The sequence below is a fragment of the Streptomyces sp. NPDC004838 genome, from assembly GCF_053600955.1.
Genome location: NZ_JBSGAW010000026.1, coordinates 95,546 through 120,910 on the forward strand (window position 1 = coordinate 95,546; position 25,365 = coordinate 120,910).

Consider the following 25,365-nt stretch of genomic DNA (forward strand, 5'->3'; position numbering starts at 1 on the left):
CCACCGGACCATGCACCGGGCGGCACCGGACCATGCACCGGGCCGTAGGCCGGGCGATGCACTACGCCATGCACCAGACCACGCGCCGGACCATGCACCAGACCGCGCGCCGGACTATGCACCAGACCACGCGCCGGACCATGCGCGTCAGCCCAGCAGGTCGTGCGCGTCCACGATCCGGTACGCGTACCCCTGCTCCGCCAGGAACCGCTGCCGGTGCGCCGCGAAGTCCTGGTCGATGGTGTCGCGGGCGACGACCGAGTAGAAGCGGGCCTCGTGCCCGTCCGCCTTCGGCCGCAGCACCCGGCCGAGCCGCTGCGCCTCCTCCTGCCGGGAGCCGAACGTGCCCGACACCTGGATCGCGACGGTGGCCTCCGGAAGGTCGACGGAGAAGTTCGCCACCTTGGACACCACGAGCACGGAGATCTCGCCCTGCCGGAAGGACTCGAACAGCTTCTCCCGCTGCGCGTTCGACGTCTCGCCCTTGATGACCGGCGCGTCCAGATGCTCACCCAGCTCGTCGAGCTGGTCGATGTACTGGCCGATGACCAGCGTCTGCTCGCCCCGGTGCTTGGCGACCAGCGCCTCCGCCACCTTGCGCTTGGTCTCGGTGGTCGCGCAGTAGCGGTACTTCTCCTCCGTCTCGGCGGTGGCGTACGCCAGCCGCTCGGAGTCGGTCAGATTGACCCGTACCTCCACACAGTCCGCCGGAGCGATGTACCCCTGCGCCTCGATCTCCTTCCATGGAGCGTCGAAGCGCTTCGGCCCGATCAGCGAGAACACGTCCGACTCCCGCCCGTCCTCCCGGACGAGCGTGGCGGTCAGCCCGAGCCGCCGCCGGGCCTGCAGATCGGCGGTGAACTTGAAGACGGGCGCGGGCAGCAGATGCACCTCGTCGTAGACGATGAGACCCCAGTCACGGGAGTCGAACAGCTCCAGATGCGGATAGACGCCCTTCCGCCGGGTCGTCAGCACCTGGTAGGTGGCGATGGTGACCGGGCGGATCTCCTTCCGCGTACCGCTGTACTCGCCGATCTCGTCCTCGGACAGCGAGGTCCGCTTCACCAGCTCGTGCTTCCACTGCCGGGCGGAGACGGTGTTGGTGACCAGGATCAGCGTCGTCGCCTTGGCCTGCGCCATCGCACCCGCCCCGACGAGGGTCTTGCCCGCGCCGCACGGCAGCACGACGACCCCGGAGCCGCCGTGCCAGAACCCCTCGACGGCCTGCTTCTGGTACGGCCGCAGGGCCCAGCCGGTCTCGTCGAGATCGATACGGTGGGCCTCGCCGTCCACATAGCCCGCGAGGTCTTCGGCGGGCCAGCCCAGCTTCAGCAGCGTCTGCTTGATCTGCCCGCGCTCGGACGGGTGCACCGCGACCGTGTCCGGGTCCAGCCGCGCCCCCACCAGCGGCTGCACCTTCTTCGACCGGAGGATCTCCTCCAGTACGGGACGGTCGGTCGACGTCAGCACCAGCCCGTGGGCGGGGTGCTTGGAGAGCGTGAGCCGACCGTAGCGGGCCATCGTCTCGGCGACATCGACCAGCAGCGCGTGGGGCACCGGGTAGCGGCTGAACTCGACGAGCGCGTCCACGACCTGCTCGGCGTCATGCCCGGCGGCCCGCGCGTTCCACAGGCCGAGCGGGGTGACGCGGTAGGTGTGGATGTGCTCGGGCGCGCGCTCCAGCTCGGCGAACGGCGCGATGGCGCGTCGGCAGGCGTCGGCCTGCTCGTGGTCGACCTCCAGCAGGAGGGTCTTGTCGCTCTGGACGATCAGGCAGGACACATATACCTCCGAAAATAGGATCGTCCCGTGACGAACAGCACACCCGCTACGGCTCGGGCTCTGCCCCGTGCCCGACGCTCAAAGGGCGTTCCGGCCAGTGCGCCGGGGACGCGCGCGGCCATCTATGTCCGCCTTTCGCGGGAAACAGAAGAGTCTACCTCGCCGGAGCGTCAGCGAGCCGTGTGAGAGGAGTTGTGCCAGGCCAGGGGCTGGAACGTCGTAACAGTGAAAGAAGCCATCGACGTGTCCGGCTATTCCCGCGGGCTGAATCGCCCGGGGCTGCAGCGGATCCGGTCACGCCCTGGCTGCTCTGTCCCTGCGGCCTCGAACCAGCAGGGTCCCCATGCGCTGACTTCCCACAGGCGGTGGAATCACATTCACAGAGACGTCGACGTATCCGTGCTCCTTCAGCGTCACGGCCCACACGTCCGGCTCGTAGTCCCAGCGCTTGACCACAGCGGGTTCCTCGTCGGGCCCGCGCGGAATGTAGGACGCCTGACAGCCGTAGCAACCCTCCACAGCGGGCCGTTGGGACATGGCTAACACCCCGCCCGGCTTGAGCGTCGCATGGACTGCGGGAAGCATCTCAGCCGGATCGGTGAAGTAGGCGGCCCCGAAGACGGAGCAGATCCCGTCGAACGGAGCCTGCGTCCGCATGAACGAGAGGGCGTCTCCCCTGTACAGCGTCATGCCACCGATGTCGGGCCAACGCTCACGCGCCTTGGCCAGCTGCGCCGGCGACAAGTCCACTCCTACGGCTTCCATACCGAGAGTGGCGAGATGGGCGACGTTTCCGCCGGAGCCGCAACCCAGGTCCAGCACCCTGCCTCCGGCGGGCAAGGACAGCACTTCGGCCCCAGGTCCATGGTCAGGGTGCTGGGTCCAGTTGAACCAGGTGGTCTCGCCCTTGGCGTTTGTCCTCCTGCGCTGGGGCTTGCTCTCCGAGTAGGTGTCCCAGGCATCGCTACGAGTGTCGGTCACGGTGTCCGTCCCATGTCATGGCGTCAGCCGCCCGGCTTGGAGATCGGGCGGCTGACGCGCTGAGGCGTGCTACTTGTTCACGGGGCTGTCGGTGCACCCAGCGTGGCACTGTGTGCATCCGGCCGCGCCCTCGTTGGGCCAGAACTCAGGGTCGACGGTGTATCCGGCCGCGCGGATCGCGGCCTTCGTCGCCTCCATGGCGGCCCTGCCCGCTTCGGAGTCCGAGCCGGTCTCGTCGTCGTCCGGAACGTGGTGGATGTAGTCCACGCCCAGCGCCTTGGCGAAGGCCACGTAGGAGACGCTCCGCTTGATGAACGCGTGCCAGAACAAGTCCACCCGAAGAGATGGGGTGAGCGGCTCAGCGGTTAGCGTGGAGGCCACCAGGAAGGCCGCCAACTGGCTCACCCCACGCTCGGCCTGGTCGTCGGACAGTTCCAGCCAGGTCCTTCGCACGTCCCGGGCGAGCCGCTCCCTGAGGTCGGGGCTGATGAAGCCCAAGACTTCTCCCGGTTGCTTCGTGATCGTCACGTCAGTTCCTTCCGTGTCGGATGGTCCGTGATCGGAGAGCATCGGGGGCACTCGCAGGGAGGCCACGCGGCGGACGCTGCGGGGGGCGACGGCTTCTCACTCCGGCCGGTCGGGAAGACGACCTCACGGTCGTACGTCCTGCCGCCGTCGCGGGACACCCGCATCGTCATGGTCATCCGCTCACGCTCCCTCGTAGCTGCCTCACGACGCTCTGATGTTGTCCCTGTCGGCCAGGGCAGAGCGACGGCGGATCGGGCGTCGTCCGGGCGTCTGTCGGATACGAGGGCAAGCACTACGTAGTGATCGTCCAGCACGTGAACCGGTTGACCGTCCGGAGTCTGCCCGGGGCGAGCAGCAACCCGGACAGCCCGCTCGCGCTGGACCTGACCGTTGACCGGAACGTGGTCACCGGTACATGGGTCGAGCAGACCGCCGCAGACGGCTACTACCACGGGGCCCGCTACCACGGGGCCATCCAACTCCTGGTCGAGCCGACCGGACGGCGCATGGCCGGGAAATGGGTCGGCTTCGGCAAGGACTTCGATGTGAATACCGGCCCCTGGGAACTGCGGCTGGTGGACCGCTCCATGGGCAAGGCCGCGATGGAGAGGTACAGCCGGCCGCCGGAGTGATCGGCGCCGACGCCGAGGGTCCGGCCGTCCGGGGGCTGAGTATGCGGGGCCGCGGGATGAGTACGTGTACGGTGCCGGGGCCGCGGACGGTCCGGTTGGCTGGGGGCATGTCGAACTACTGGAATCCGTACGCGTACGGCACGCCCCCCGGTCCCGTGCCGTCCGGGCAGGCCGACGCCGACCGGAGGGACGAGCGCTGGTGGGTGGTGCCCGCGGTGTGCACTCCGCTGGTGGTGCTGCTCGCGTTCATCGACTTCCGGTCGGCCGGACCGAGCATTCCGGCGGTGTGGGCGATCGGGTACGTCGTCCCGGCCGCCCTGGTCGCGGCGAGTTGGCTCCAGGGGAGGACCGTCCGGCGGCGCACCGCGCGGTCGGTACTGGCGGCCATGGGCTGTGCACTGGCCTTCTTCTACACGGAGACGATCATGGCCGTCCTGCTGGCCGTGTGGTTCGGCGACATCTTCGTCAAGGTCGTGCAGGCGACGGTGGAGGGCCTGTAGGGCGGTCGGGCCGGAGTGCCTGCCGACGGGGGCGCGGGCGGGTCGGCTCGCGGCCCGGTTCAGGTCGAGTCGTCCGCGAGTTCCGCGACGCCCGTGATCCGGTGCAGCGGGTACGTGCGGACCTCGTCCGCCGTGTGGTCGTACGCGGTGACGAAGCCGCCCTCCACCCGTACGGGCGCGATCACGCGCTGGCTGGCCGAGCCCTCCGCGTTGACATAGCCGATCCAGAGCGCGGAGCCGGTCATGGCCGCCGCCTGGACCGTGGCCAGGGTCTCGGCGGCCGTGGTGCGGGGGAGTTCACCGTTCCGGGACCCGGATCCGGATCCCGACGTGGCACCCGCCCCGGCCTCGGAACGCGACGCGGGAGCCGTCCCCTCCGCCACCGGCTTGCGTACGACCGTGGACGCGAGGTCGCCCGCCCGGATGGCCTTCACCGCCGCGCCCAGCAGGACCGCGTCGGGCACGGGCGGCCCGTCCGAGTGCGGCGCGGGCGGATTGCGCGGCGGGGTCCGGCGGGCGTGGGCGCGGGTGATCATGACATCCCCCTCCGCCGATTCCGCCGCCGGGGCGTATCCCATCGCCCGCAGGCCGTTCAGCAGCGTCGCCGGGTCGGCCGGAGAGGCGAGGACGGTGGGCGCGAGGCGGCGGAGCCGCAGGCTCTGCGACCGCTTGTCGGCGATGATCTCGTCGAGCATCACATCGTCGTCGCAGCGTACGTACGCGGAGGCCGCGCCGATCCGGAGATGCCCGTGGCGGCGGGCCACATCGTCGATGAGATAGCTGAGCGGCTGCGGCACGGGCGTCCGGGAGTGCGCCGTGAGGAAGGTGTGCAGATCAGAGGCGGACCGCCCCGCGTCCAGCGCCCTGCGGACGGATCCCGGAGTGAACCGGTACACCGTCGCCCCGCCCTTCGACTCGATGTCCGCGAGCACGGCGAGCGTCTCGGCGAGGGGCCGCTCCAGCGGGCCGGGGGCGACGGCGGTGAGGTCGGCCTGGAGGAGGACATGGTCCAGCGGGGTCGGCAGCAGCGGCGCGAGCGCGGCAGCGGCGGCGGCTTGCGGGGCCGCCGACGTACCTGACGTTGACGTTGCGGGTGCTGCGGATGTCGCGGGTGCTGCGGGTGCTGCGGATGTCGCGGAGGCCGAGGGTGACGCGGGTGAGTCCGGCCCCGGAGTGCCCGCCCCCGCACCTCCCGCGCCTCTGACGGGCTCGTTCAGCAGCTCCCGCCCGTGCGCCGACAGCGCGCCCCTGCCCGTCACCCCCAGCGTCTCCGCCTCCGACAGGGTCCACAGGGCGACGCGGGAACGGAAGTCGGTGCCTTTGTCCGGGGCCGCGCCGCGCAGCGGGCGTTCCCAGCGGAGGCGTGCGAGCACCGACTCCGCGTCCGGGGAGACGCCCGGCGGAAGGGCGGCGAGCAGGGTGAGGACGCGGCGGCGGATCTCGGGGGCCGAGGGACGGTCGAGGTCGGGTCCGAGAGCGGAGAGGGCGCGGCCCTTGCTGTCCTGGGTGCCGACCAGGCCGGGGGTGCGGGTGGCGGCGAGCCACGCGGACGCGAGGGCCGCCCAGCGCTCGGCGGGCGGCAGGGTGAGCCATTCGTCGTACGCGGGCGTGGGCGCGTACCGCTCGTCGGCTTCGCCGTCCGACGCGAGCAGCCCCGCCGCGTACGTCAGCTCCAGCCAGAACGCGGCCATCGGCTCGCCGCAGTCCAGCGCCGCCGCCGTGCGCTTGAGGTCCCGGACGGAGAGGCCCCCGGCGCGCAGCACCGCGGGCCCGCCCTCGTGCCAGTCCTGGAGCAGGTCCTCGACCGTCGACAGGGCGGCGAACGCCTGGCCCGCCGCCGTCCTGTCCACAACCTGTGGACGGCCCTCGCCGGCGTTCGCCGCGGGAACGATCTCCGGCGGCACCGGCTCCGGCACGCGGTGCGCACGCCCCGCCCGCAGATGCAGCGCGGCCTCGCGCGGCAGCACGACCGTACGGGGAGAGGCGGAGGCCGCCAGCAGGAGTCCCCGGTCGCGCAGCCACCGTACGGGCGGTGTGGACTGGGCCGTCACCTCGCCGTAGGGAGGCCCCCAGACGAGCCGGTCCAGCACGGCCAGGGCCTCGGCCGGGGCCCCGTCCAGCAGTGCGCCCATCCGCTGCCGGTCGGTGAAGAGCGAGGTCAGCGCGGCGACGGCGGAGACCGGGTCATGGGTGGTCGGCAGGCCGGCCGCCGTGACGATCTCCTGGATCCGGCCGGGCGACATCCCGGCCGTGGCCTCGGTGACGGTGGGGCCGAGGCCGGTCGGGGACGGCCGGGTCGGCGAGGGCGAGAGGAGTTCCCGTGCGGTGCGCACCAGCCGGAGGCGGTCGTTCCCGCCCCATACCAGCGCCTGCGTGCGCAGGTTCTCCACCGTCTCCGGCAGCACCCGCTCGACCACCGGATCGCCCTCGTCGCCGGCGAGCAGTGCGAGCAGGGTGTCGTACGGAGCCGGGTCGGGGGCCACGGCCAGGGCCTCGGCGGTCTGAAGGGAGAACCGGTCGAGCCGTTCCAGGGCGCGTACGACCGAGGCGCGCGTCCCCGCGCGGGTCGCCAGCTGCGTCAGATCGCCGGGCACGGGGGTCAGCAGATCGGGGCGCGCGCGCAGCAGCGCGGCCAGCTCCTCGTCGCCGCGCGCCCGCAGGGCCTCGGCCAGCGTGCGCGGACTGCTTCCTTCGGGCATGGTCCCCATCCGCCCCACGTTAGTCGCTGGAGGGCTCGGGCCGCGCTACCGTCGGGGCAGGGTCAGGGGAGCATCCGAGGGGAACTGTCCGTGGGGATCGAGAGCGACCAGCTCGTGTACGACTATCTCAGCCGGGTCGGCGATCTGGCGCAGCAGCGGCAGCTGCCGTCCGGCACCCGGATGCGGCTGGTGTCGGAGCTGCGCGGCGAGATCGACCGGCAGCGTACGAGAGCGGTGTCGGACAACCCGGCGTCGGTCCGCCGCATCCTGGGGAGGCTCGGGTCACCGGACGAGGTGGTGGCGGCGGCGACGGACGGCGGCCACGCGGCTCCCGCGCCGAGGTCGGCGGCCCCCGACCTGGCCGACCCGGACCGCGCCGACTTCAACCGCGCTGGCTTCAACCGCGCTGACCGAGACCGGCCTTCGGGCGACCGGCAGTCCGGAGACCGCACGTCCGGAGACCGCACGTCCGGCGACCGGCAGTCCGGAGACCGGCCGGTCCCCGAGCCGCCGTCCGGCGAGCGGCCCTCCGGTCTGTTCGGTCTGCCGGGCCGGCGCATACGCCGGCGGATTCCGCGCCCGCGCCGGGACTCGGCCCCCGTACGACCCGAGGCCCCGCCGCCGGGCCCGGTCGTAGGGTTGCCGCCCCACCTCGCCGGACTCGACGAACTCGGCCCCTCGCACGACAAGGACGTCGACTGGTGGCGCGTCGAGCCCAAGCCGTACGGCGCCGGTGAGCGGGTCGCCGGGTTCACGGGCGGGGTGGAGATCCCCGAGATACTGCACCCGCCGCGACCGGAGGACGGGAGCGAAGAGGGCGAGGACGGCGAGGGGGAGGGCGGCGAGGCGGAGTCCGAGGACGCCGGGGCGGAGACCGGGCGCCGACGGTGGGCGTCGCGATGGAGGCCGCGCCTTCGTCGGCGTGGTGCGGCGGCCGAAGCCGAAGGGGCCGAGGAAGAGGCCGGGGAGGGGGCGTCGACGGGCGTACGCCTCGGCAACCCGTTCCTTCTGCTCGCCGCCGCCCTGCTGATCGCGGGCGTGGTTCTCGGCTCCTGGCTCGCGCTCGGCCTCGGCTGGCTGCTGGCGTACGGCTCCCGCCGACTCACCCCGTTCGAGACGAAACTGACGGTCTTCGGCCTGCCCGCGGCGGCCGTGACGGCCGGACTGGTGTGGCTGTGGGGCCGGAACGAGGGCCGCTGGGGCGACCCCATTCCGCAGGAGGGGATGCGGGACGCGCTCGCCGGTACCTGGCCATGGGTGCTGAAGGGCGCGGCGATCGCCTCCGCGCTCTACCTGGTGTGGCGGGCGCGGAGGCGCTGACCGCGACCGCGACGGCGGCGGTGACGGTGACGGTGGCCGAGGTGGTGACGGTCCCCGCGACGGGGACCGTTGTCGACGTGGGAACGGCGACGGAGACGATGGCCCTTGCGCGGGCGGCTCACTTCGTCAGCGCGGCCCGCATCTCCTCAAGGATCTTGTTCGCCGCGGTGTAGCCGATGCCCTGGATCCACAGCTCGTCCTCGACGGCGAAGACCTTGCCGTTCTTCACGGCGTTCATGTTCTTCCACAGCCCGCTTTCGAGGGTGCCGGTCCGCTTGGCCTTGGCCGGGTCCCCGTAGGTGGAGTGGAAGACGGCGTCCGCGTCCGCGAGGTCGATCCGCTCCGGGCTGACGTCGTACGAGAACCCGTCCTTCGCCTTGTCGGCCACGGCGGCCCGGCCGAGCCCCGCGTCGGCGAGGATCGTCGCGATGTAGTTCTGCTTGCCGTAGATGCGGATGTCCCCGCCCTCCACGAAGCGGACCACGTTGACCTTCGTCGCCGCGGCCTTCTCCGGCCCGCCGAGCGCGGCGGTGACCTCCGCGGCACGGGCGTCGTACGCGGCGACCGCCTTCTGGGCCTCGGGCTTCTTGCCGAGCGCCTCGGCGTGGACCTGGAAGTTCTCCTTCCAGGGGTAGCCGGTGGTCTCCGTCATCACGGTCGGCGCGATCTTCGTCAGCGCGTCGTACTTCGCGCCGTGGCGGATCTTGCTCGTCAGGATCAGATCGGGCTTCAGGGCGGCGATCGCCTCCATGTTGGGCGTCATCATCTCGCCGACGTCCTTGATGCCCTCGACCTTGTCCTTGGGCAGATAGCCGAGGAACCCGCTCTCGGCGTCGACGTGGGTGGAACCGACCGGCTTCACGCCGAGCGTGATGGCGGAGTCCAGTTCGGCGGTGTCGAGGACGACGACCCGCTGGGGCGTCTCGGGCACCTTCACGTCACCCATGGCGGTCTTCACCGTACGGGTGCCGCCCCCGCCGCCGGGGGAGCCGTCGTCGGTGTCCGAACTGTCCGATGACCCGCACCCGGTGAGGGCGAGGGCGGAGGCGAGGAGGAGGGCGCCGGCGGCGAGGCCGCGGTTCCCGGACCACGAGGTCATGGAGCTTCCTTTCGTACGGTGTCCTGGTCCCGCCGGTCGGCGGTGGGTGTGTTCGCGGAGGCCGGCCGGGTCGCGAGGGCGGACTCGACCACGCCGCCGCGGTCGGAATCGCGGTCGGAATCGCGGTCGGAATCGGACGGCGGGGAGTAGGGCGCGCCCGGCACGACCAGCGGCGACCCCGTCACCGGATCCGGGATCACCACCGAGTCGAGACCGAAGACCTCCCGTACGAGCGCGGCCGTGACGACCTCCTTCGGGCGGCCCTCGGCGACGATCCGGCCCGCCTTCATGGCGACCAGGTGATCGGCGTACCGCGCGGCCTGGTTGAGGTCGTGGAGAACGGCGACGACCGTGCGTCCGCGCTCGTGATTGAGCTGGCGCACCAGGTCGAGGACCTCCACCTGGTGCGAGATGTCGAGGAACGTCGTCGGCTCGTCCAGCAGCAGCAGATCCGTCTCCTGCGCGAGGGCCATCGCGATCCACACGCGCTGGCGCTGCCCGCCGGAGAGTTCGTCGACGGACCGCTCGGCGAGCGCGGTGACGTCCGTACGCTCCATCGCGTCCGTGACCGCCCGCTCGTCCTCCTCGGACCACTGCCTCCACCATGCCTGGTGGGGCTGGCGGCCACGGGAGACGAGATCGGCGACGGTGATGGCCTCGGGCGCGACCGGCGACTGCGGCAGCAGCCCGATGGACTGGGCGATCCGCTTCGTCGGCGTCTTCGCCAGCTCCTGCCCGTCCAGGAGCACGGCACCGCCCTTCGGCTTCAGCAGCCGTCCCAGGGCGCGCAGAGTGGTCGACTTGCCGCAGGCGTTCGGGCCGACGATGACGGTGACCCGGCCGTCGGGGACCGCGAGGTCCAGTTCATGGACCACCGTGCGGTCCTCGTAGGCGAGCGTCAACTCGCGGGCGGTGAGCCTGCTGCTCGTCACGGGCCTCACGACTTCCCTCCGGTGGTACGGCTCCGAATGATGAGCCAGATCAGATAGGGCGCGCCGACGGCGGCCGTCAGAACCCCCACGGGCAGTTCGGTCGGCGAGAACAGCTTCCGTGCGAGCAGATCGGCGAGTACGACGATCACCGCGCCCATCAGCGCGGAGCAGAGCAGCGGGATCTGCGCGGTCCTCGTCATACGGCGGGCGATCTGCGGGGCGAGCAGCGCGACGAAGTCGACGGGTCCGGCCGCGCCCGTCGCCACGGAAGCGAGCACGACCCCGAGGACGACCAGCCCCAGCCGCACCCGCCCGAGCCGCACCCCCAGTGCGGTCGCCATGTCGTCGTCCAGCGAGACGGTCCGCTGCGCCCGCGCGGCCCAGACGACGGCGGGCGCGAGCAGGAGCAGCGTCCACGCGAGGGGCGTCGCCTCGTCCCAGCCGCGGCCGTTGAGGGAGCCGGTCATCCAGATCTGCGCCTGCTGGGCGACCAGATAGTCGCCCTTCGTCATGAAGAGCGTGGTCAGCGAGCGCAGTGCGATCGCGAACCCGATCCCGATCAGCACGAACCGGGTCGCGTGCAGTCCGCCGCGCCAGGCGAAGACGTAGACGAGCGCGGCGGCGACGATTCCGCCGGTGACGGAGAGATAGGGGAGCACGGTGTACGACGTGACCCCGAAGGTCATCGCCCCCACGGTCAGCGCGCTGGCGCCCTGGCTGATGCCGATGATGTCCGGGCTGGCGAGGGGGTTGCGGGCGACGGTCTGAATGAGCGCCCCCGCGATCCCGAACGCGATCCCGACGAGCAGCCCGACCACCATGCGCGGCAGCCTGAGCGTCCCGACGACCACCTCGGCGGCCGACGGCTGCCCGAGCAGCACCTTCATGACGTCGCCGGGCGCGACGAAGCTCTCCCCGACGGAGAGGTACGCGACACACACGCCCGCGAGCGCCAGCGCCAGCCCGACGGCCACCCAGGCCGCCCGCCGATGCAGCAGGAAGCTCCCCTTCCGCGCCCGCACCAGGCCGTACCCCGCAGGGCGGATGCTCGCGCTCATGTCCCACTCCCTGTGCTCTGATCCCCCACGTCCCCGCCGCAATGCCTCGGCACATGCCCACGTCCGGCCACGACCCGTCCGGATTGCCTCCGGGTGCCCTGATCGGTGGGGCCCACGTCCCCGCTGGTGGGCGTTCGCCCTGGGTGTTCCGCCCAACGGCGCGGGGTGGCTCGCGCTGGGTAGCCATGTCCGCTGGTGGGCGTATGTTCCGCATGGCGGTACGGGCGGGCACCCGCCGGGGTGCGGTGCCTTGGCAGGCGGGTCCGCCCCCAGGCAACCTCCCCCGGCCCGGCGGCCTGAGCCACCGCACCCGCCGGGGTGCGGTGCCTTGGCAGGTGGGGCTGCTCTGAGGCAACCTCTCCCGGCCCGGCGGCCTGAGTTACGCGGGCGGGTTGCGGTGTGAGGGGCTGGTTCCGGGTGCCCTGGTTGGTGGGGTAGGTGCCCCTGCCGGTGGGCGTATGTTCCGCAAGGCGGAACGGGCGGGCACCCCCCGAGGCGCGGCGCCTCGGCAAGTGGGTCGGCCCCCAGGCAACCTCTTCCGGCCCGGCGGCCTGAGCCACCGCACCCGCCGAGGCGCGGCGCCTCGGCAGGCGGGGCTGCCCCGAGGCAAGCTCCCCCGGCCTGACGGCCAGAGTCACCGCACCTGCCGAGGCGCGGCGCCTTGGCGGGCGGGGCTGCCCCGAGGCAACCTCTTCCGGCCCGGCGGCCCGAGTCACCGCACCCGCCGGGGTGCGGTGCCTTGGCGGGCGGGGCTGCCCCGAGGCAACCTCTCCCGGCCCGGCGGCCCGAGCCACCGCACCCGCCGGGGTGCGGTGCTTTGGCAGGCGGGGCTGCCCCGAGGCAAGCTCCCCCGGCCTGACGGCCAGAGTCACCGCACCTGCCGAGGCGCGGCGCCTTGGCAGGCGAGGCCACCCCGAGACCCGCGCTCCCGGCCCGACGGCCCGAGTCACGCGGGGACAGCCTTGCGGCGGACCAGCGTCACCAGGAACGGCACGCCGATCAGGGCCGTCATCACACCCGCCGGGATCTCGCCCGGTGGGAAGACGACTCGGCCGATGACGTCGGACACCAAGAGCATCACCGGCCCGATCAGGGCCGCCATCGGGAGGATCCACCGATGGTCGCTGCCCACGATCGCGCGGGCGATGTGGGGAACGGCGAGGCCGATGAAGGCGATCGGGCCGGCCGCGGCCACCGCGACACCGGTCAGGACCGTCGCGGCGACGCCGCCCGTGATGCGTACCGTCGCGACCTTCTGGCCGAGGCTCTTCGCGACGTCCTCGCCGAGTGCCAGCGCGTCGAGGCCGCGCGCCACGACGGCCACCAGCAGTATGCCGACCGTCAGGATGGGCCAGATCTGCTGGACGATCTCCGACTCGCGGCCCGAGATCGACCCCACCTGCCAGAAGCGGAACTCGTCGAGCGCGGCGGCCTTGGTCGTGAGGACCGCCATCGTCACTGACACCAGCAGCGCGTTGATCGCCGCACCGCCGAGCGCGAGCTTCACCGGCGTCGCCCCGCCCCGTCCGCTGGAGGCGATCGCGTACACCGCTACGGAGGCGACCGCCGCGCCCCCGAAGGCGAACCAGACGTAGCCGGTGAGCGTGTGCACTCCGGCGTACGCGATCGCGAGGACGACCCCCACCGAAGCGCCCTGGCTGATGCCGAGGATGCCGGGGTCGGCGATCGGATTGCGGGTCAGGCCCTGGAGAACCGTTCCGGCGAGGGCGAGCGCCGCGCCGACCATCAACCCGATCAGTGTGCGGGGGAGGCGGAGTTCGCGTACGACTTCGGCGTCGTCACCGCCCCCGCCCTGGAACAGGGCCTCGAACACGGCGGACGGCGCGATGGCCCGCGCCCCCACCCCGAGGCTGAGCAGGACCGCGACCAGCAGCGCCAGTACGGCTGCCGCCGTCCAGCCGGTGCGGCGGACCGCGAGCGCGCGTCTGGCTGACATGAGGACCAATCGGGAGAACACCGGGCAATGGATAGGTAAGGCTTGGCTAAGTCTAAAGGTTGGTTGCACGTGCCATTCATGGGCACTGCACAACTGACGGTCGAGGGCTGGGCGGGTGAGGGCCTGACCCGACGCGAGCGACACCCGGGCATGGCGAGGCGAGAGGCGGCAGAGGGGGCGGCGAAGAGCCGACGGAGACACGGCGGCGAGGTGCCATCGGGAACGCGCAGAGCCGACGGAGACACGACGGCGACACGGCGGCGACGCGTCGGCGAGAACGCGGAGAGCCAACAGGCAGGCGGCGGCGAGACCGTGGCGAGACGGCGATGGGCACAATGACCCCATGGCTTCACACCAGGAGACCGCCGCCCCCCGACCGCTCACCGTCGGCTTCGACCTCGACATGACCCTCATCGACTCGCGCCCCGGCATCCACGCCGCCCTGGTCGCGCTGGCCGAGGAGACGGGCGTAGGGATCGACGCGGATCTCGCCGTCACCCGGCTGGGGCCTCCGCTGGAGCAGGAGCTGGCGCACTGGTTCCCGGATGATCGAATTCAAGCCATGGGTGACCGCTACCGGGAGATCTATCCGGCGTACGCCATCGAGCCCACCCTCGCCCTCCCCGGCGCCCGCGAAGCCATCGCCGCCATACGCGAAACCGGCGGCCGGGCCATCGTCGTCACCGCCAAACACGAACCGAACGCCAAGCTCCACCTCGCCCATCTCGGCATCGAGCCCGACGCCGTCATCGGCTCGCTCTGGGCCGAGGGGAAGGCGGAGGCCCTCCGGGAGTACGGCGCCGGTGTGTACGTGGGCGACCACATCGGAGACGTACGCGGCGCGCACACCGCCGGAGCGCTCGCCGTCGCCGTGCCGACGGGCCCCTGCTCCGCAACCGAACTGCGGGAAGCCGGGGCGGATGTGGTGATCCGGGATCTGACGGAGTTCCCGGCATGGCTGCGGCGGCATCTCGCGGGCTGAGAGCCGGTGGGCGAAAGCGGCAGGACGAGAGCCGTAGGCGAGACCGGCGGGGTGAAGGCGGCGGGGGTGGCGGGGTGAAGGCGGCGGGGGCGAGCCGTCACGGGGTGAGCGTCGCCGCCGGGTGAAAGTCGCAGGCCGAGAGCCGTGGCGTGCAACCGGACGGCAGGTGAAAGCCGTCCCCTCTGTTACGGCGTCACCGATCTGGCCGCCCGCCGCTGAGCCGCGACCGAACGGAGGACACCCGCCCCCGCGATCAGAAACCCGACGCCCATCAGCATGCAGACCGCGTAGGCGATCGGCGGAAAGGGCTCGGTACCCAGAAACAGCGGTGCCACGGTGATCAGTGTGGCCACCGCGCCGACGATGAAGACGATCGCTCCGGCGCGGACCAGTCCGTCACCCGGCACGGAAGGAGTAGCAGTCATCCGGCCAGGGTAGTTCCCTGCGAGGAGGAACCGTTCGGCGGCGTCTTGTCACCAGCCTCCGGACCATTAGCCTTGGGGATGGAGCGGGTCGGACGACCCGCTGCAGTGCTATTCGGAGCTGTTTTCCGGTTGCCCGAGCGCCCCACGAAGCGCCCCAACGAGTACGAGGACGAGGACAGACGTGCCTACCGGCAAGGTCAAATGGTTCAACAGCGAGAAGGGCTTCGGCTTTCTCTCCCGCGACGACGGCGGCGACGTCTTCGTGCACTCGTCAGTACTGCCCGACGGGCTCGATTCGCTCAAGCCCGGCCAGCGCGTCGAGTTCGGCGTCGTCGCGGGCCAGCGCGGTGACCAGGCGCTCTCGGTGACGGTCCTCGATCCGGCTCCGTCCGTGGCGGCGGCCCAGCGCCGCAAGCCCGACGAGCTGGCGTCCATCGTCCAGGACCTGACGACTCTTCTGGAGAACATCACCCCGTCGCTGGAGCGCGGCCGTTACCCCGACAAGGTGCAGGGCAAGAAGATCGCGGGCCTGCTCCGGGCGGTGGCGGACCAGCTCGACGTCTGAGCCGCTCCGGTGGGTCGCTCCGGGACACTTCGGCAGCCGGACCACTCCGGCAACCGGACCAGTCCGGTCGGCAGCTGGGCTACTTCGGCAACCGGGCCACTCCGGCAGCTGCGCCGTTCTGGGGTCCGAGCCGCCTGGGCATCCAGCCTGTCCAACCCGCGTCTAGTCCAACCGCGGGAATTCGAGCGCGTCGCGGCCGAGGGGCGGTACCAGCCCCTCGGCCGCCGCGCGTGTCAGCAGCCCCCGTACCGCCGCGTACCCGTCGACCCCCAGGTCCGCGGTGAACTCGTTCACATACAGCCCGATATGCCGGTTCGCCACGGTCGGGTCCATCTCCTGCGCGTGCTCCCGCACATACGGACGTGACGCCGCCGGGTCCTCCCAGGCCATCCGCACCGAAGCGCGGATCGTCCGCGCCAGCAGCCGCAGCCTCTCCTCGCCCAGCGAACGCTTTGCGATGATCGCGCCCAGCGGGATCGGGAGACCGGTGGTCGACTCCCAGTGCTCGCCCATGTCGGCGAGGCAGTGGAGCCCGTAGTCGCGATACGTGAACCGCGCCTCGTGGATGACGAGACCGGCGTCCACCTTCCCGTCCCGTACGGCGGGCATGATCTCGTGGAACGGCATCACGACCACCTCGCCCACCCCGTCGGGCACCTGGTCCGCGGCCCAGAGCCGGAACAGCAGATACGCGGTCGAGCGCTCGCTCGGCACGGCGACCGTCTTCCCGGTCAGGTCCGTGCCTTCCCCACGGGTCAGCACGAGCGGACCGCAGCCACGGCCGAGCGCGCCGCCGCAGGGCAGCAGGGTGTAGGTGTCGAGGACCCACGGCAGCACCGCGTACGACACCTTGAGGATCTCGCCCTCGCCGCGCTCGGCCATGCCGTTGGTGATGTCGATGTCCGCGAACGTGACGTCGATGGCGGGAGCGCCGGGGACCCGGCCGTGTGCCCAGGCGTCGAAGACGAAGGTGTCGTTAGGGCAGGGCGAGTAGGCGATGTCGTACGCCTGGCCGTGCCCCGCCTCGTCCATGGCTTCAAAACCGGTTCGGTCGCTCACGGCGACTCCTCCTCGAAGAGCGGGCTGAGCCGCTGGAATGCGCGGGTGAGCGCCTCCAGCGCGTCCTTGATGCGCCAGGCGTCCCGGTCGCGCGGGCCGACGGGATTGGAGATCGTCCGGATCTCCAGCACCGGCACCCCGTGGGCCGCCGCCGCCTCCGCCACTCCGAAGCCCTCCATCGCCTCGGCCGCCGCCCGGGGATGACGCTCCGCCAGCTCGGCGGCGCGGGCGGCGGTGCCGGTGACCGTGGAGACGGTGAGCACGGGCGCGTACAGCGCGCCCGTCGCCTCGGCGGCGCGGGCGGCGAAGCCGGTGGGCGGCAGATGCGTCGTACGGCCGAAGCCGAGTTCGTCGACGGGCAGAAACCCGCCGGGTGTGTCGGCGCCGAGGTCGGCGGCGACGATCGCGTCGGCGAGCACGAGGGAGCCGACCGGCGCGTGGGCCCGGAAGCCGCCGCCGATGCCAGCGGAGACGACCAGGTCGTACGGGGTGTGCGCGAGGGCGGTCGCGGCTCCCGCGGCGGCGGCGGCGGGGCCGACGCCGGCGACGAGGACGTCCACGGCGGGCCGGTGGCGTGTGACGCGGTACGCGCCGGTCGCCGTCCGAGGTTCCGCCTCGGGATCCGCCTCGGGATCCGTCCGCGGTCCCGGACCCGTCTGCGGATCCGTCTGCGGTTCCGGATCCGTCTCGGGACTCGTGCCGGGCTCAGGGCCCGTACCGGTCTCCGGGCCCGGTTCCGTGCCCGTGCTCGTGGCTGCCAGGAGTCCTGCGGCGACGGAGTCGGCCTCCGCCGCCACCGCGGTCACCACCAGTACGCGCACGGCCCGTTCCCCGCTGTCAGGAGGTCTTCTCCAGTGTGAACTGCCAGATGCCGACGAGCTTGCCCTTCTTGGTCTCCACGATGCTGATGCTCGCCGAGTTCGTCGCCGCCGTGCCCGGCTCACCGGCGAAGAACGCGCTCGCGGGGACGGACCGGTACGTCTTCTTGTACGGCTCCGCCTCGGCGTTCCGCCCCTCGATGAAGAGCGTCCAGCCGTTGTCCGCGATCTCCGGGTCGACACCGAACCGGACCCGGTCGTCCAGCGCGACCTTGATCGTCTTGCCCGACTCCTTCAGGCAGTCCTGTACCTCGGACTCCTTGATCGGGTCGCCGCCGTTGTAGCAGGTGGCCTCCGAACTGACGGAGTTCGTCCCGACCGTTACGGTCGCGAGCGGTGTCGGCTTTTCGCAGGCCGAGAGTACGAGGAGCCCGGCGGAGACGGCACCGATGGTGGCGGCGGCCCGGCGGCGGCGGCCGGAAAAGAACGCAACGGTCATACCCGAGAGGCTATCTGCCCCGCTCCCCCTATCCACGCGGGGGTCCGGCGCGGCGCACGGGTTCCCCTCCGGGGAGGTGTGCGGGTCCCCCTCCGGGGGTGCGGGTTTGCTGTGGCGCGGGTCCCCCTTCGGGGTGCGGGTTCCCCTCCGGGTGGTGCGGGTCCCCCTTCGGGGGGTGGGTGGTGCGGTCCTGTTCCTGGGTGCCGGTTCCTGTCGGGGCTCTGCCCCGGGCCCCGCGCCTCAATCGCCGGCGGGGCTGGATGCGCTGGGCTTGCTGGTTCGGGCATCGACGGGGCCTGGGCTGCCGGACCTGCCGGCTCAGCGTCCGTGGGAGGGCGTTGGGTTGCCCGGCCGTGGCCCGAAGGTGGTGGGCGCGCGTGGGATCGCTACCCGGCTGGGGTGACGGGGCGGGCCCCTTCGGGGCGTGGGTGGCGCGGTCCTGTTCGCGGGTGCCGGTTCCTGTCGGGGCTCTGCCCCGGGCCCCGCGCCTCAATCGCCGGCGGGGCTGAACACGCCGGGCTTGCCGGCTCGGGCATCGGCGGGGCTGGATGCGCCGGGTCCCGCAGTCCAGACGTCGCCGGGCTGTATGAAGCGAGCCCCCGCCGCCCCCGCGGCCGACTCTCGGCGAGCGGCCCGCGCCCAGGGCCTCGACGAGCCCCGCGCCTCAATCGCCGGCGAGGCCGAGAACGCGGGCCTGCCGGCTCGGGCATCGGCGGGGCTGGGAATGCCGAGACTCGGCGGGATCAGGCCAGGCGGGGGCGGGGGCGGCTGCCTCGGCGGGCGCCGTCGAGGAGGCCGCGGACCGAGGCGATGGCGCCCGTGGAGACGATGGCCGCGGCGATGGACATGCCGAGCACACCGTTCAACGGGATGACGATGCCGATCGCGCCGCCCACGACCCACGCCATCTGGAGAAGCGTCTCCGAGCGGGCGAAGGCCGACGTACGGACCTCTTCGGGGACGTCGCGCTGGATCATCGCGTCGAGGGACAGCTTCGCCAGGGCCTGGCACAGGCCCGCCGTCGCCGCCAGGACCGCCACCATTCCCGCGCCGAAGAACACCGCCGCGAGGACCGCCGCCGTCAGCACCAACCCCAGCACCGTCGTGATGATCATCTCCGGTACGCGGTCTCTCAGCCACGCCCCCACCGCCGTACCGAGCGCGTTGCCCGCGCCCGCCGCGACCCCCACTATCCCCAGGGAGACCGCCGCGCTCTGCCCGGCCAGGGGATGGCCGCGCAGCAGAAACGCCAGGAAGAAGATCAGAAACCCGGACAGGCAGCGGAACGCCGCGTTCGCCTGGAGCCCGTGCAGTACGGACGGGCCCACCGTCCGCAGGCTCGGCTTCTTCTCCCCGCGCGGGAGAAGCCGCACCCGGTACTCGCCCTTCGCCGAGTCCACCTTGTGAGGCAGCCGCATCGCCCAGTACGCACCCAGCAGAAACAGCGCGCACGCCCCGTACAGCGTCCACTCCGGCCCGATCCGGTGCAGCCCCGCGCCGATCGGCGCGGCGATGCCGGTGGCGAGGAGGCCGGCCAGGGTGACCCGTGAGTTCGCCTTCACCAGGGAGATTCGCGGTGGCAGCAGCCGCGGCACGACCGCGCTCCTGACCACCCCGTACGCCTTGGACGCGACGAGCACCCCCAGCGCCGCCGGATACAGCTCCAGCGCCCCCGTGACCACCGCCCCGGACATCAGCAGCGCCAGTGCCGCCCGGATGAGCATCGCACCGGCCATCGCCGCGCGGCGGCCGTGCGGGATGCGGTCCAGCAGCGGGCCGATCACGGGCGCGAGCAGGGCGAAAGGTGCCAGGGTGATCGCCAGATAGAGCGTGACGCGCCCTCGGGCCTCGTCCGTCGGTACGGAGAAGAAGACCGTGGACGCCAGCGCCACGGTGATCATGACATCGCCCGCGCCGTTCACCGCGTGCAGTTCGATGAGCTTCCCGAGCCCCGACTCGCCCGCGCCGTGCGCGTGGGTCGCCTTGCGGATACCGCGCGCGGTGCCTGTGAACGGCAGATGCAGGGCACGCGCGATTCTCCGGCCCGCTCTGCCGCGCGACCCGGGCCCGTCGGAGGAACTGACTCCTGCCACCTCGCCATAGTGCCCCAAGCCCTGGCGCGGCGAGGGACGATGCGGGGTTGTTAGCTCCTCGTTGGGGTGCGCAGGTGGGCGAGGCGCTGTGGAAGAGGTAGCGTGCGTAGCGCGCCACCGGCGAATGCTCCCGGCCGCGCGCCTCTTCGCGATCCCGCAGAATGGATGGCGTATAGGTGTGCCTGGGACGGATTGGTCCGGGCGTGGACGTCGATGCGGCCCTCCGGTCCGCTCCGCCCTCCGCCCGTATCTCACGCAACGGATCGGCGCACCCGTGAGACGGCGTAGGAGAGAAGCGAGACCTGTGAGTGCTGCGACGACGCGAAGCCGTACCCCTGACCGCCTGTGCGCCGAGGCGGTAGACCTTGCCCGAGGGGCGGCCGAGGAGGCCGCGGCGCCGGGGGTGGTCGGCGAGCATGTGTCCCTCGTCTCCGAGGGAGACCGGGTCGTCACGCACTTCTTCGAGTGCAAGGAGCCCGGCTACCGGGGCTGGCGCTGGGCGGTGACCGTCGCGAGGGCGTCCCGTGCCAAGGTCGTCACCCTGGACGAAACCGTCCTGCTGCCCGGCCCCGACGCGCTGCTCGCGCCCGAGTGGGTGCCGTGGAGCGAGCGGCTGCGGCCCGGTGACATGGGCCCCGGCGATCTGCTGCCGACCGAGGCGGACGATCTCCGCCTGGAGCCCGGCTACACCGGCGAGGACGCGCCCCCGCCGAATTCGGCGCTCGCCCGGACCTCCCACGACCTCGCCGAACGCGTCGAGGCGGAGGACGCGGAGCTGACCGACCGGCGGCCCGCCGACACCGTCATGAACGGGCGCGGCGAGATCGCCGCGGTGGCGGAGGAACTGGGCATGCGCCGGGCGCGGGTCCTGTCCCGGTACGGCCTGCACAGCGCGGCCGACCGCTGGGACGAGTCCTTCGGCGCGAAGACGCCCATGGCGCAGGCCGCGCCGGCGTCCTGCATGACCTGCGCGTTCCTGATGCCGCTCACGGGATCCCTGCGGCAGGCGTTCGGCGTCTGCGCGAACGAGTTCTCCCCGGCGGACGGGCGTGTCGTATCCCTGTCGTACGGCTGCGGTGGGCACTCGGAGGCAGCGGTCATGCCGAAGCCGCCGCAGCCGGCACAGCCGGTCCTCGACTCCCTCGGCATGGACGAGTTCCCGCTCCACCCGGAGCCCGACAGCGGCTCGGTCCCCGCGGCGGCGGGTCCGGGGCCGGACGACGACCTGGGCCACTCGTAGGCCGGACCCGGCTCCCGCCCGACGCCATGGACCGCGGAGCCGCGCGGTCGGGATCGCGCGGTCGATATCGAGATCGGTACCGGCGTCCTGTCCGGCTCGGCGTCCTCGTACGGCTCGGCGTCCCTTCCGGGCCGGGGGCGCTTCCGGCCGGGATCGCTTCTGCCCGACCGCGCACCGGGATCTCTTCCCGCGCGCAGTCGAGGCCCGTGTCCGGCGCGGACCGGCCGGGCCGTGCGCATCCGTTCGTCGGCGGTGCGGATGAGCCGCGTCGACGTGAAGTGGTTCGCGCCTGCGGAGGTGGACTCGTCGCCCATGGTTCCCAGCATCTGTAAGCGAGTGAACGACTGGCGCGGGGGAGACGATCCCGCGCTTCGTTGACCGTTCGTCCCTTCAAGCGGCGGGCCCGGAGGCTCGTAGCCCGACCGTGCGCGTGGCAGCCCCCCGCCGCGCCGGGCCCCGTCCCGTCGGACCGCGCGAGCCGGTCAACCCCCTGGCGCTCAGCCGGGCGGTGGGCAATCCCGCGTGTATGCCGGTCGCGCCTGCGGCAGGCACCCCGTGGCGCTCAGCCGGGCGCCGGGGGGCACCCCCGCGCACCCCCCCCGTCACGCCTGCCGCAGGCAACCCCACAGGCACCCCCGTCGGCAACCCCGCCCTCGGCGCATCCGTGCCGCCGTGCGCGGTACCTTCAGCCGCACAGGGGCCACCGCACCACGGGCGGCCCCGGCCGGGACAGCGCAGGGAGCGGGCCACCCGTGCCACCGGACGTGCGGAAGGGCTACGTTCGGAAGCGGCCGCGTGCAGACCGGCCCTGTTCACACCGGCCACGTTCAGAGCGGCCTACGTACAGAAACAGAGCGGAGCGACACCGTGAGCGTCGTCAGGACCACCGAAGGGGCCGACCCGTTCGGAACCGCCCGGCTGCGGCGGGGCGTGCTCGACGCGTGGGGGGCCGCGCCGGCCCGCTTCCGGGAGGACGCCAACGCCGAGGAGGACCTCGTACTCGGCGGCTACCGCGACCGTCTCATCATCGAGCTGGCGCAGAACGCCGCCGACGCCGCCGCCCGCGCGAAGACCCCCGGCAGGCTGCGGCTCACTCTCAGGCCCGCCACCGGCACGGACCCCGCCGTCCTCGCCGCCGCCAACACGGGCGCGCCGCTCGACGCGGCCGGAGCCGAATCGCTCAGCACCCTGCGGGCCTCGGCCAAACGGGACGACGCCGGCGACGCGGGCGACGCCGACGGCGGCAGCGTCGGCCGCTTCGGCGTCGGATTCGCCGCCGTGCTCGCCGTCAGCGACGAACCCGCCGTCGTCGGCCGCCACGGCGGCGTCCGCTGGTCGCTCGCCGAGGCGCGCGGCCTGGCCGAGGAGGCAGCCCAGGGCAGCCCCGGACTCGGCGACGAACTCCGCCGCCGGGACGGCCACGTACCGCTGCTGCGGCTGCCGCTGCCCGCCGAGGGCACCGCGCCCGACGGATACGACACCGTCGTCGTCCTCCCGCTCCGCGACGGCGCGGCGCTCGACCTGGTCGAACGCCTCCTCGCCGGAATCGACGACGCCCTGCTGCTCACCCTCACCGGCCTCTCCGAGGTCGTGATCGAGACCCCCGAGGGCGTGCGCACGCTGGAACGCGCCGCCGAAGGGCCGTACGTCCGCATCCGGGACAGCGCCCACGGCGACCGCCGCTGGCGCGTCGTCAGCCACGGCGGCGGGATCGACCGGGAACTGCTGCGGGACCGGCCGATCGAGGAGCGGCTGCGGCCGTACTGGACCGTCACCTGGGCCGTGCCCGTGGACGTGGAGGGCGCGCCCTTCTACCCCGGCACCGCGCCGGTCGTCCACGCGCCGACCCCGACCGACGAACCCCTCGGCGTCCCCGCCCTGCTGATCGCCTCGCTCCCGCTGGACACCGCCCGGCGCCACCCCGCCCCCGGACCGCTCACCGACTTCCTGGTCCAGCGCGCGGCCGAGGCGTACGCGGAGCTGCTCGGCGACTGGCGGCCGGTGAGCACGGGCACGATCGACCTGGTGCCGGGCCCGCTCGGCAAGGGCGAGCTGGACGGCGCCCTGCGCGCGGCGATCCTCCGGCTCCTGCCGCGTACGGCGTTCCTGGAGCCCGCCGCCCCCCGGCACGTACCGGACGAGGAGACAGGCCCCGAGGCCGGAGCGGACACCGGGCTGCTGCCGGGCCGCGAGCCGGCGCACGGCCTGCGGCCCATCGAGGCGGAGGTGCTCGAAGGCGCGGGCCAGGAGACGGTGGACGTCCTCTCCGAAGTCCTGCCGAACCTCCTCCCCGCCGGTCTCGAACGCCGGGTCGAGCTGCGCACCCTCGGCGTCGCCCGCGTCCCGCTGACCGAGGCGATCGACCGCCTCGCTGGTCTGGAGCGCGAACCGTCCTGGTGGCGGCGGCTGTACGACAGCCTCGCGGGCGTCGACCCCGAGCGGCTCTCCGGCCTCCCCGTCCCCCTCGCGGACGGCCGCACCGCGATCGGGCCCCGGCAGACCCTCATCCCGCTGCCCGAGACTCCGCTGTCCGAGACCCTTCCCGGCTCCGCCGGAGGGACCCCCGCCTCCGATCTGGCCCGCCTCGGCCTCAAGGTCGTCCACCCGGACGCCGCCCACCCCCTGCTGGAGAAGCTGGGCGCGCTCTCCGCCACCCCGCGCGCCGTGCTGACCACCCCCCAGGTGCGGGCGGCCGTCGCCGGATCACTGGACGCGGGCGAGGTCTGGTACGACGACGACACGGCCGTCCTCGACGCCGACGAACTCGCGGAGACCGTCCTCTCGCTCGTACGGGAAGCGGACCTCGAACCCGGCGACGAACCCTGGCTCGGCGCGCTCGCCCTGCCCGACGAGGACGGCGAGATGGTCCCGGCGGGCGAACTCGTCCTCCCCGGCAGCCCCTTCGCCCTGGTCATGCGCCAGGACGAACTGGCCTTCTGCGACGGTGACCTGGCCGCCCGCTGGGGCGAGCAGCCCCTCGCGGCCTGCGGGGTGCTGGCGAACTTCACCCTCGTACGCGCCACGGACGTCGTCCTCGACCCCGACGAGCTGGAGCCCCGCGACGGCGACTTCGCCGAGCTCGACGACGTCGGCCTGCTGGACGCGGTCGACGTGTGGTGCGAGGACGTGCTCGACCGGCTTCCCGAGACCCCCGTGCCGCCCGTGGCCACGGAGATCATCGCCGTACGCGATCTGGACCTGGTGGACGACGACTGCTGGCCGCAGGCGCTCGCCCTCCTCGCCCGGCCGCCGCTGCGGGACGCGCTCACCCAGTCCGTACGCGTCCTCCTGCCGGACGGCACGACGGAGACGGTACGGTCCTACACCGCCTGGTGGCTGCGCGACCACCCCGTACTCGACGGCCGGCGTCCGGCCGGACTGCGCGCCGCGGGCGGCGATCCGCTGCTGGACGGGCTGTACGAGTCCGTGGACGCGACCGGCTTCGACGACGCGCAGGTGCTGCGGGCCCTCGGCGTACGCACCTCGGTCGCCGACCTCCTCGACGAGCCCGGCGGCGCGGCGGAGCTGCTGGGCCGCCTTGCCGACCCCGGCCGGACGGTGCGCCCCGGCCCGCTGCACGGCCTCTACACGGCCCTCGCCGACCTCGACCCCGAGCAGGTGACCCTCCCTGACGAACTGCGGGCGGTCGTGGACGGTGAGGTACGGGTCGTCGACGCCTCCGAGGCGCTGGTGGCGGACGCCCCCGACCTCATCCCGCTCGCCGGCGGCCTTCCGCTGCTCCCGGTGAGCCCCGGACGCGCCGGCGACCTCGCCGAACTGCTCCAGGTCCGCCGTCTGAGCGAGGCGGTCGCCGCCGAGGTCACGACCGAGGGCGAGGAGCACGAGGTCCCCGAGTCCGTCCATGTCCTCCTCGGCCCCGGCACCCCGTCCTCGTACATCGAGCACGAGGAGCTGATCGCGGGCGGCGTCGAACTCTCCTGGCGCCGGACCCCGGACGGCGTGGTCCACGCCTCCACGGTCGAGGGCGTCGCGGCGGGTCTCGCCTGGGCGGCGGGGCAGTGGCCGCGCCGCTTCGAGGTGGCGGCCCTGCTGGAGGACCCCTCCCGTACGGAGGAACTGGCCCGCGACAGGTGGTTCGACCCTCGGTGAGGCTCAGGTGAGGCCCAGGTGAGGCCCAGGTGAGGCCCAGGTGAGGCCCCTCGTCCCGGCCTCCGTCCCCTGCTTCCGGTCGGCTC

General features: G+C 72.8%; 19 protein-coding genes and 1 pseudogene. 7 read left to right on the top strand and 13 right to left on the bottom strand.

Features of this window, described 5'->3' with window-relative positions:
- Positions 1 to 147 precede the first annotated feature (147 nt).
- The 3 genes from ACWEFL_RS26740 to ACWEFL_RS26750 form a co-directional block, all read right to left on the bottom strand.
- Positions 148 to 1,782: a DNA repair helicase XPB gene (locus tag ACWEFL_RS26740; RefSeq protein WP_451717105.1), complete on the bottom strand. Its 1,635-nt coding sequence runs from the start codon at positions 1,780 to 1,782 to the stop codon at positions 148 to 150.
- A gap of 294 nt (positions 1,783 to 2,076) precedes the next feature.
- The gene (locus tag ACWEFL_RS26745; protein WP_451717107.1) at positions 2,077 to 2,763 is read right to left on the bottom strand and encodes a class I SAM-dependent methyltransferase; all 687 of its coding nucleotides are present in this window, start codon (positions 2,761 to 2,763) and stop codon (positions 2,077 to 2,079) included.
- Between the two features lie 69 nt (positions 2,764 to 2,832).
- Positions 2,833 to 3,291, bottom strand: coding sequence for a hypothetical protein (locus ACWEFL_RS26750; RefSeq protein ID WP_451717109.1), 459 nt, complete (start codon positions 3,289 to 3,291; stop codon positions 2,833 to 2,835).
- 278 nt (positions 3,292 to 3,569) lie between these two features.
- On the opposite strand from ACWEFL_RS26750, the pseudogene ACWEFL_RS26755 reads away from it, so the two are divergent.
- Together ACWEFL_RS26755 and ACWEFL_RS26760 are read left to right on the top strand one after the other, a co-directional pair.
- Positions 3,570 to 3,923 (top strand): annotated as a pseudogene (locus ACWEFL_RS26755) (XRE family transcriptional regulator); the annotation flags it as partial.
- 107 nt (positions 3,924 to 4,030) lie between these two features.
- Entirely contained in the window at positions 4,031 to 4,423 is a 393-nt protein-coding gene (locus ACWEFL_RS26760; protein WP_451717111.1) for a hypothetical protein, read from the top strand.
- A gap of 59 nt (positions 4,424 to 4,482) precedes the next feature.
- On the opposite strand, the gene ACWEFL_RS26765 is transcribed toward ACWEFL_RS26760, so the two are convergent.
- Complete coding sequence (locus tag ACWEFL_RS26765) at positions 4,483 to 7,122, bottom strand: helicase-associated domain-containing protein (protein WP_451717166.1); 2,640 nt, start codon at positions 7,120 to 7,122, stop codon at positions 4,483 to 4,485.
- 90 nt (positions 7,123 to 7,212) lie between these two features.
- Between ACWEFL_RS26765 and ACWEFL_RS26770 the strand changes: the two genes are divergently transcribed.
- Positions 7,213 to 8,442: a hypothetical protein gene (locus tag ACWEFL_RS26770; protein WP_451717113.1), complete on the top strand. Its 1,230-nt coding sequence runs from the start codon at positions 7,213 to 7,215 to the stop codon at positions 8,440 to 8,442.
- Positions 8,443 to 8,560: 118 nt separating this feature from the next.
- Here the strand turns inward: ACWEFL_RS26770 and ACWEFL_RS26775 are convergent, their stop codons facing one another.
- The 4 genes from ACWEFL_RS26775 to ACWEFL_RS26790 all read right to left on the bottom strand — a co-directional run bounded on the left by ACWEFL_RS26775 (position 8,561) and on the right by ACWEFL_RS26790 (position 13,488).
- Positions 8,561 to 9,541, bottom strand: a complete 981-nt coding sequence (locus tag ACWEFL_RS26775; RefSeq protein ID WP_451717115.1) for an ABC transporter substrate-binding protein — start codon at positions 9,539 to 9,541, stop codon at positions 8,561 to 8,563.
- Positions 9,538 to 10,482: an ABC transporter ATP-binding protein gene (locus ACWEFL_RS26780; RefSeq protein WP_451717117.1), complete on the bottom strand. Its 945-nt coding sequence runs from the start codon at positions 10,480 to 10,482 to the stop codon at positions 9,538 to 9,540. Before ACWEFL_RS26780 ends, ACWEFL_RS26775 begins: the two co-directional genes overlap by 4 nt.
- Positions 10,479 to 11,531 (bottom strand): FecCD family ABC transporter permease, encoded by a 1,053-nt coding sequence (locus ACWEFL_RS26785; protein ID WP_451717118.1) that lies wholly within the window; start codon positions 11,529 to 11,531, stop codon positions 10,479 to 10,481. Before ACWEFL_RS26785 ends, ACWEFL_RS26780 begins: the two co-directional genes overlap by 4 nt.
- Before the next feature lie 946 nt (positions 11,532 to 12,477).
- Entirely contained in the window at positions 12,478 to 13,488 is a 1,011-nt protein-coding gene (locus tag ACWEFL_RS26790) for a FecCD family ABC transporter permease (protein WP_451717120.1), read from the bottom strand.
- 343 nt (positions 13,489 to 13,831) lie between these two features.
- On the opposite strand from ACWEFL_RS26790, the gene ACWEFL_RS26795 reads away from it, so the two are divergent.
- Complete coding sequence (locus ACWEFL_RS26795) at positions 13,832 to 14,470, top strand: HAD family hydrolase (RefSeq protein ID WP_451717122.1); 639 nt, start codon at positions 13,832 to 13,834, stop codon at positions 14,468 to 14,470.
- A gap of 185 nt (positions 14,471 to 14,655) precedes the next feature.
- Here the strand turns inward: ACWEFL_RS26795 and ACWEFL_RS26800 are convergent, their stop codons facing one another.
- Positions 14,656 to 14,895: a hypothetical protein gene (locus ACWEFL_RS26800; protein WP_451717124.1), complete on the bottom strand. Its 240-nt coding sequence runs from the start codon at positions 14,893 to 14,895 to the stop codon at positions 14,656 to 14,658.
- Positions 14,896 to 15,076: 181 nt separating this feature from the next.
- Between ACWEFL_RS26800 and ACWEFL_RS26805 the strand changes: the two genes are divergently transcribed.
- Positions 15,077 to 15,460: a cold-shock protein gene (locus ACWEFL_RS26805; RefSeq protein ID WP_451717126.1), complete on the top strand. Its 384-nt coding sequence runs from the start codon at positions 15,077 to 15,079 to the stop codon at positions 15,458 to 15,460.
- Positions 15,461 to 15,622: 162 nt separating this feature from the next.
- On the opposite strand, the gene ACWEFL_RS26810 is transcribed toward ACWEFL_RS26805, so the two are convergent.
- From ACWEFL_RS26810 to ACWEFL_RS26825, 4 genes are all read right to left on the bottom strand, one after another.
- A complete protein-coding gene (locus tag ACWEFL_RS26810; RefSeq protein ID WP_451717168.1) occupies positions 15,623 to 16,492 on the bottom strand; it encodes a 1,4-dihydroxy-6-naphthoate synthase in 870 nt (289 codons plus the stop codon).
- Positions 16,493 to 16,515: 23 nt separating this feature from the next.
- Positions 16,516 to 17,340 (bottom strand): futalosine hydrolase, encoded by an 825-nt coding sequence (locus tag ACWEFL_RS26815; RefSeq protein ID WP_451717128.1) that lies wholly within the window; start codon positions 17,338 to 17,340, stop codon positions 16,516 to 16,518.
- Positions 17,341 to 17,356: 16 nt separating this feature from the next.
- The gene (locus ACWEFL_RS26820; protein WP_451717130.1) at positions 17,357 to 17,836 is read right to left on the bottom strand and encodes a DUF2771 domain-containing protein; all 480 of its coding nucleotides are present in this window, start codon (positions 17,834 to 17,836) and stop codon (positions 17,357 to 17,359) included.
- A gap of 743 nt (positions 17,837 to 18,579) precedes the next feature.
- Positions 18,580 to 19,929: an MFS transporter gene (locus ACWEFL_RS26825; protein ID WP_451717132.1), complete on the bottom strand. Its 1,350-nt coding sequence runs from the start codon at positions 19,927 to 19,929 to the stop codon at positions 18,580 to 18,582.
- Between the two features lie 304 nt (positions 19,930 to 20,233).
- Between ACWEFL_RS26825 and ACWEFL_RS26830 the strand changes: the two genes are divergently transcribed.
- The gene (locus tag ACWEFL_RS26830; RefSeq protein ID WP_451717134.1) at positions 20,234 to 21,169 is read left to right on the top strand and encodes a DUF3027 domain-containing protein; all 936 of its coding nucleotides are present in this window, start codon (positions 20,234 to 20,236) and stop codon (positions 21,167 to 21,169) included.
- 867 nt (positions 21,170 to 22,036) lie between these two features.
- On the top strand, positions 22,037 to 25,279 hold the full coding sequence (locus ACWEFL_RS26835; RefSeq protein WP_451717136.1) for a sacsin N-terminal ATP-binding-like domain-containing protein: 3,243 nt from the start codon (positions 22,037 to 22,039) through the stop codon (positions 25,277 to 25,279).
- Positions 25,280 to 25,365 lie beyond the last annotated feature (86 nt).

What these genes read in the sequence shown, in the direction of transcription:
- ACWEFL_RS26760 (WP_451717111.1), top strand. Translation starts at nt 4,031, where the DNA reads ATGTCGAACTACTGGAATCCGTACGCGTACGGCACGCCCCCCGGTCCC.
- ACWEFL_RS26765 (WP_451717166.1), bottom strand. Translation starts at nt 7,122, where the DNA reads ATGCCCGAAGGAAGCAGTCCGCGCACGCTGGCCGAGGCCCTGCGGGCG.
- ACWEFL_RS26775 (WP_451717115.1), bottom strand. Translation starts at nt 9,541, where the DNA reads ATGACCTCGTGGTCCGGGAACCGCGGCCTCGCCGCCGGCGCCCTCCTC.
- ACWEFL_RS26785 (WP_451717118.1), bottom strand. Translation starts at nt 11,531, where the DNA reads ATGAGCGCGAGCATCCGCCCTGCGGGGTACGGCCTGGTGCGGGCGCGG.
- ACWEFL_RS26790 (WP_451717120.1), bottom strand. Translation starts at nt 13,488, where the DNA reads ATGTCAGCCAGACGCGCGCTCGCGGTCCGCCGCACCGGCTGGACGGCG.
- ACWEFL_RS26795 (WP_451717122.1), top strand. Translation starts at nt 13,832, where the DNA reads ATGGCTTCACACCAGGAGACCGCCGCCCCCCGACCGCTCACCGTCGGC.
- ACWEFL_RS26800 (WP_451717124.1), bottom strand. Translation starts at nt 14,895, where the DNA reads ATGACTGCTACTCCTTCCGTGCCGGGTGACGGACTGGTCCGCGCCGGA.
- ACWEFL_RS26810 (WP_451717168.1), bottom strand. Translation starts at nt 16,492, where the DNA reads ATGGACGAGGCGGGGCACGGCCAGGCGTACGACATCGCCTACTCGCCC.
- ACWEFL_RS26820 (WP_451717130.1), bottom strand. Translation starts at nt 17,836, where the DNA reads ATGACCGTTGCGTTCTTTTCCGGCCGCCGCCGCCGGGCCGCCGCCACC.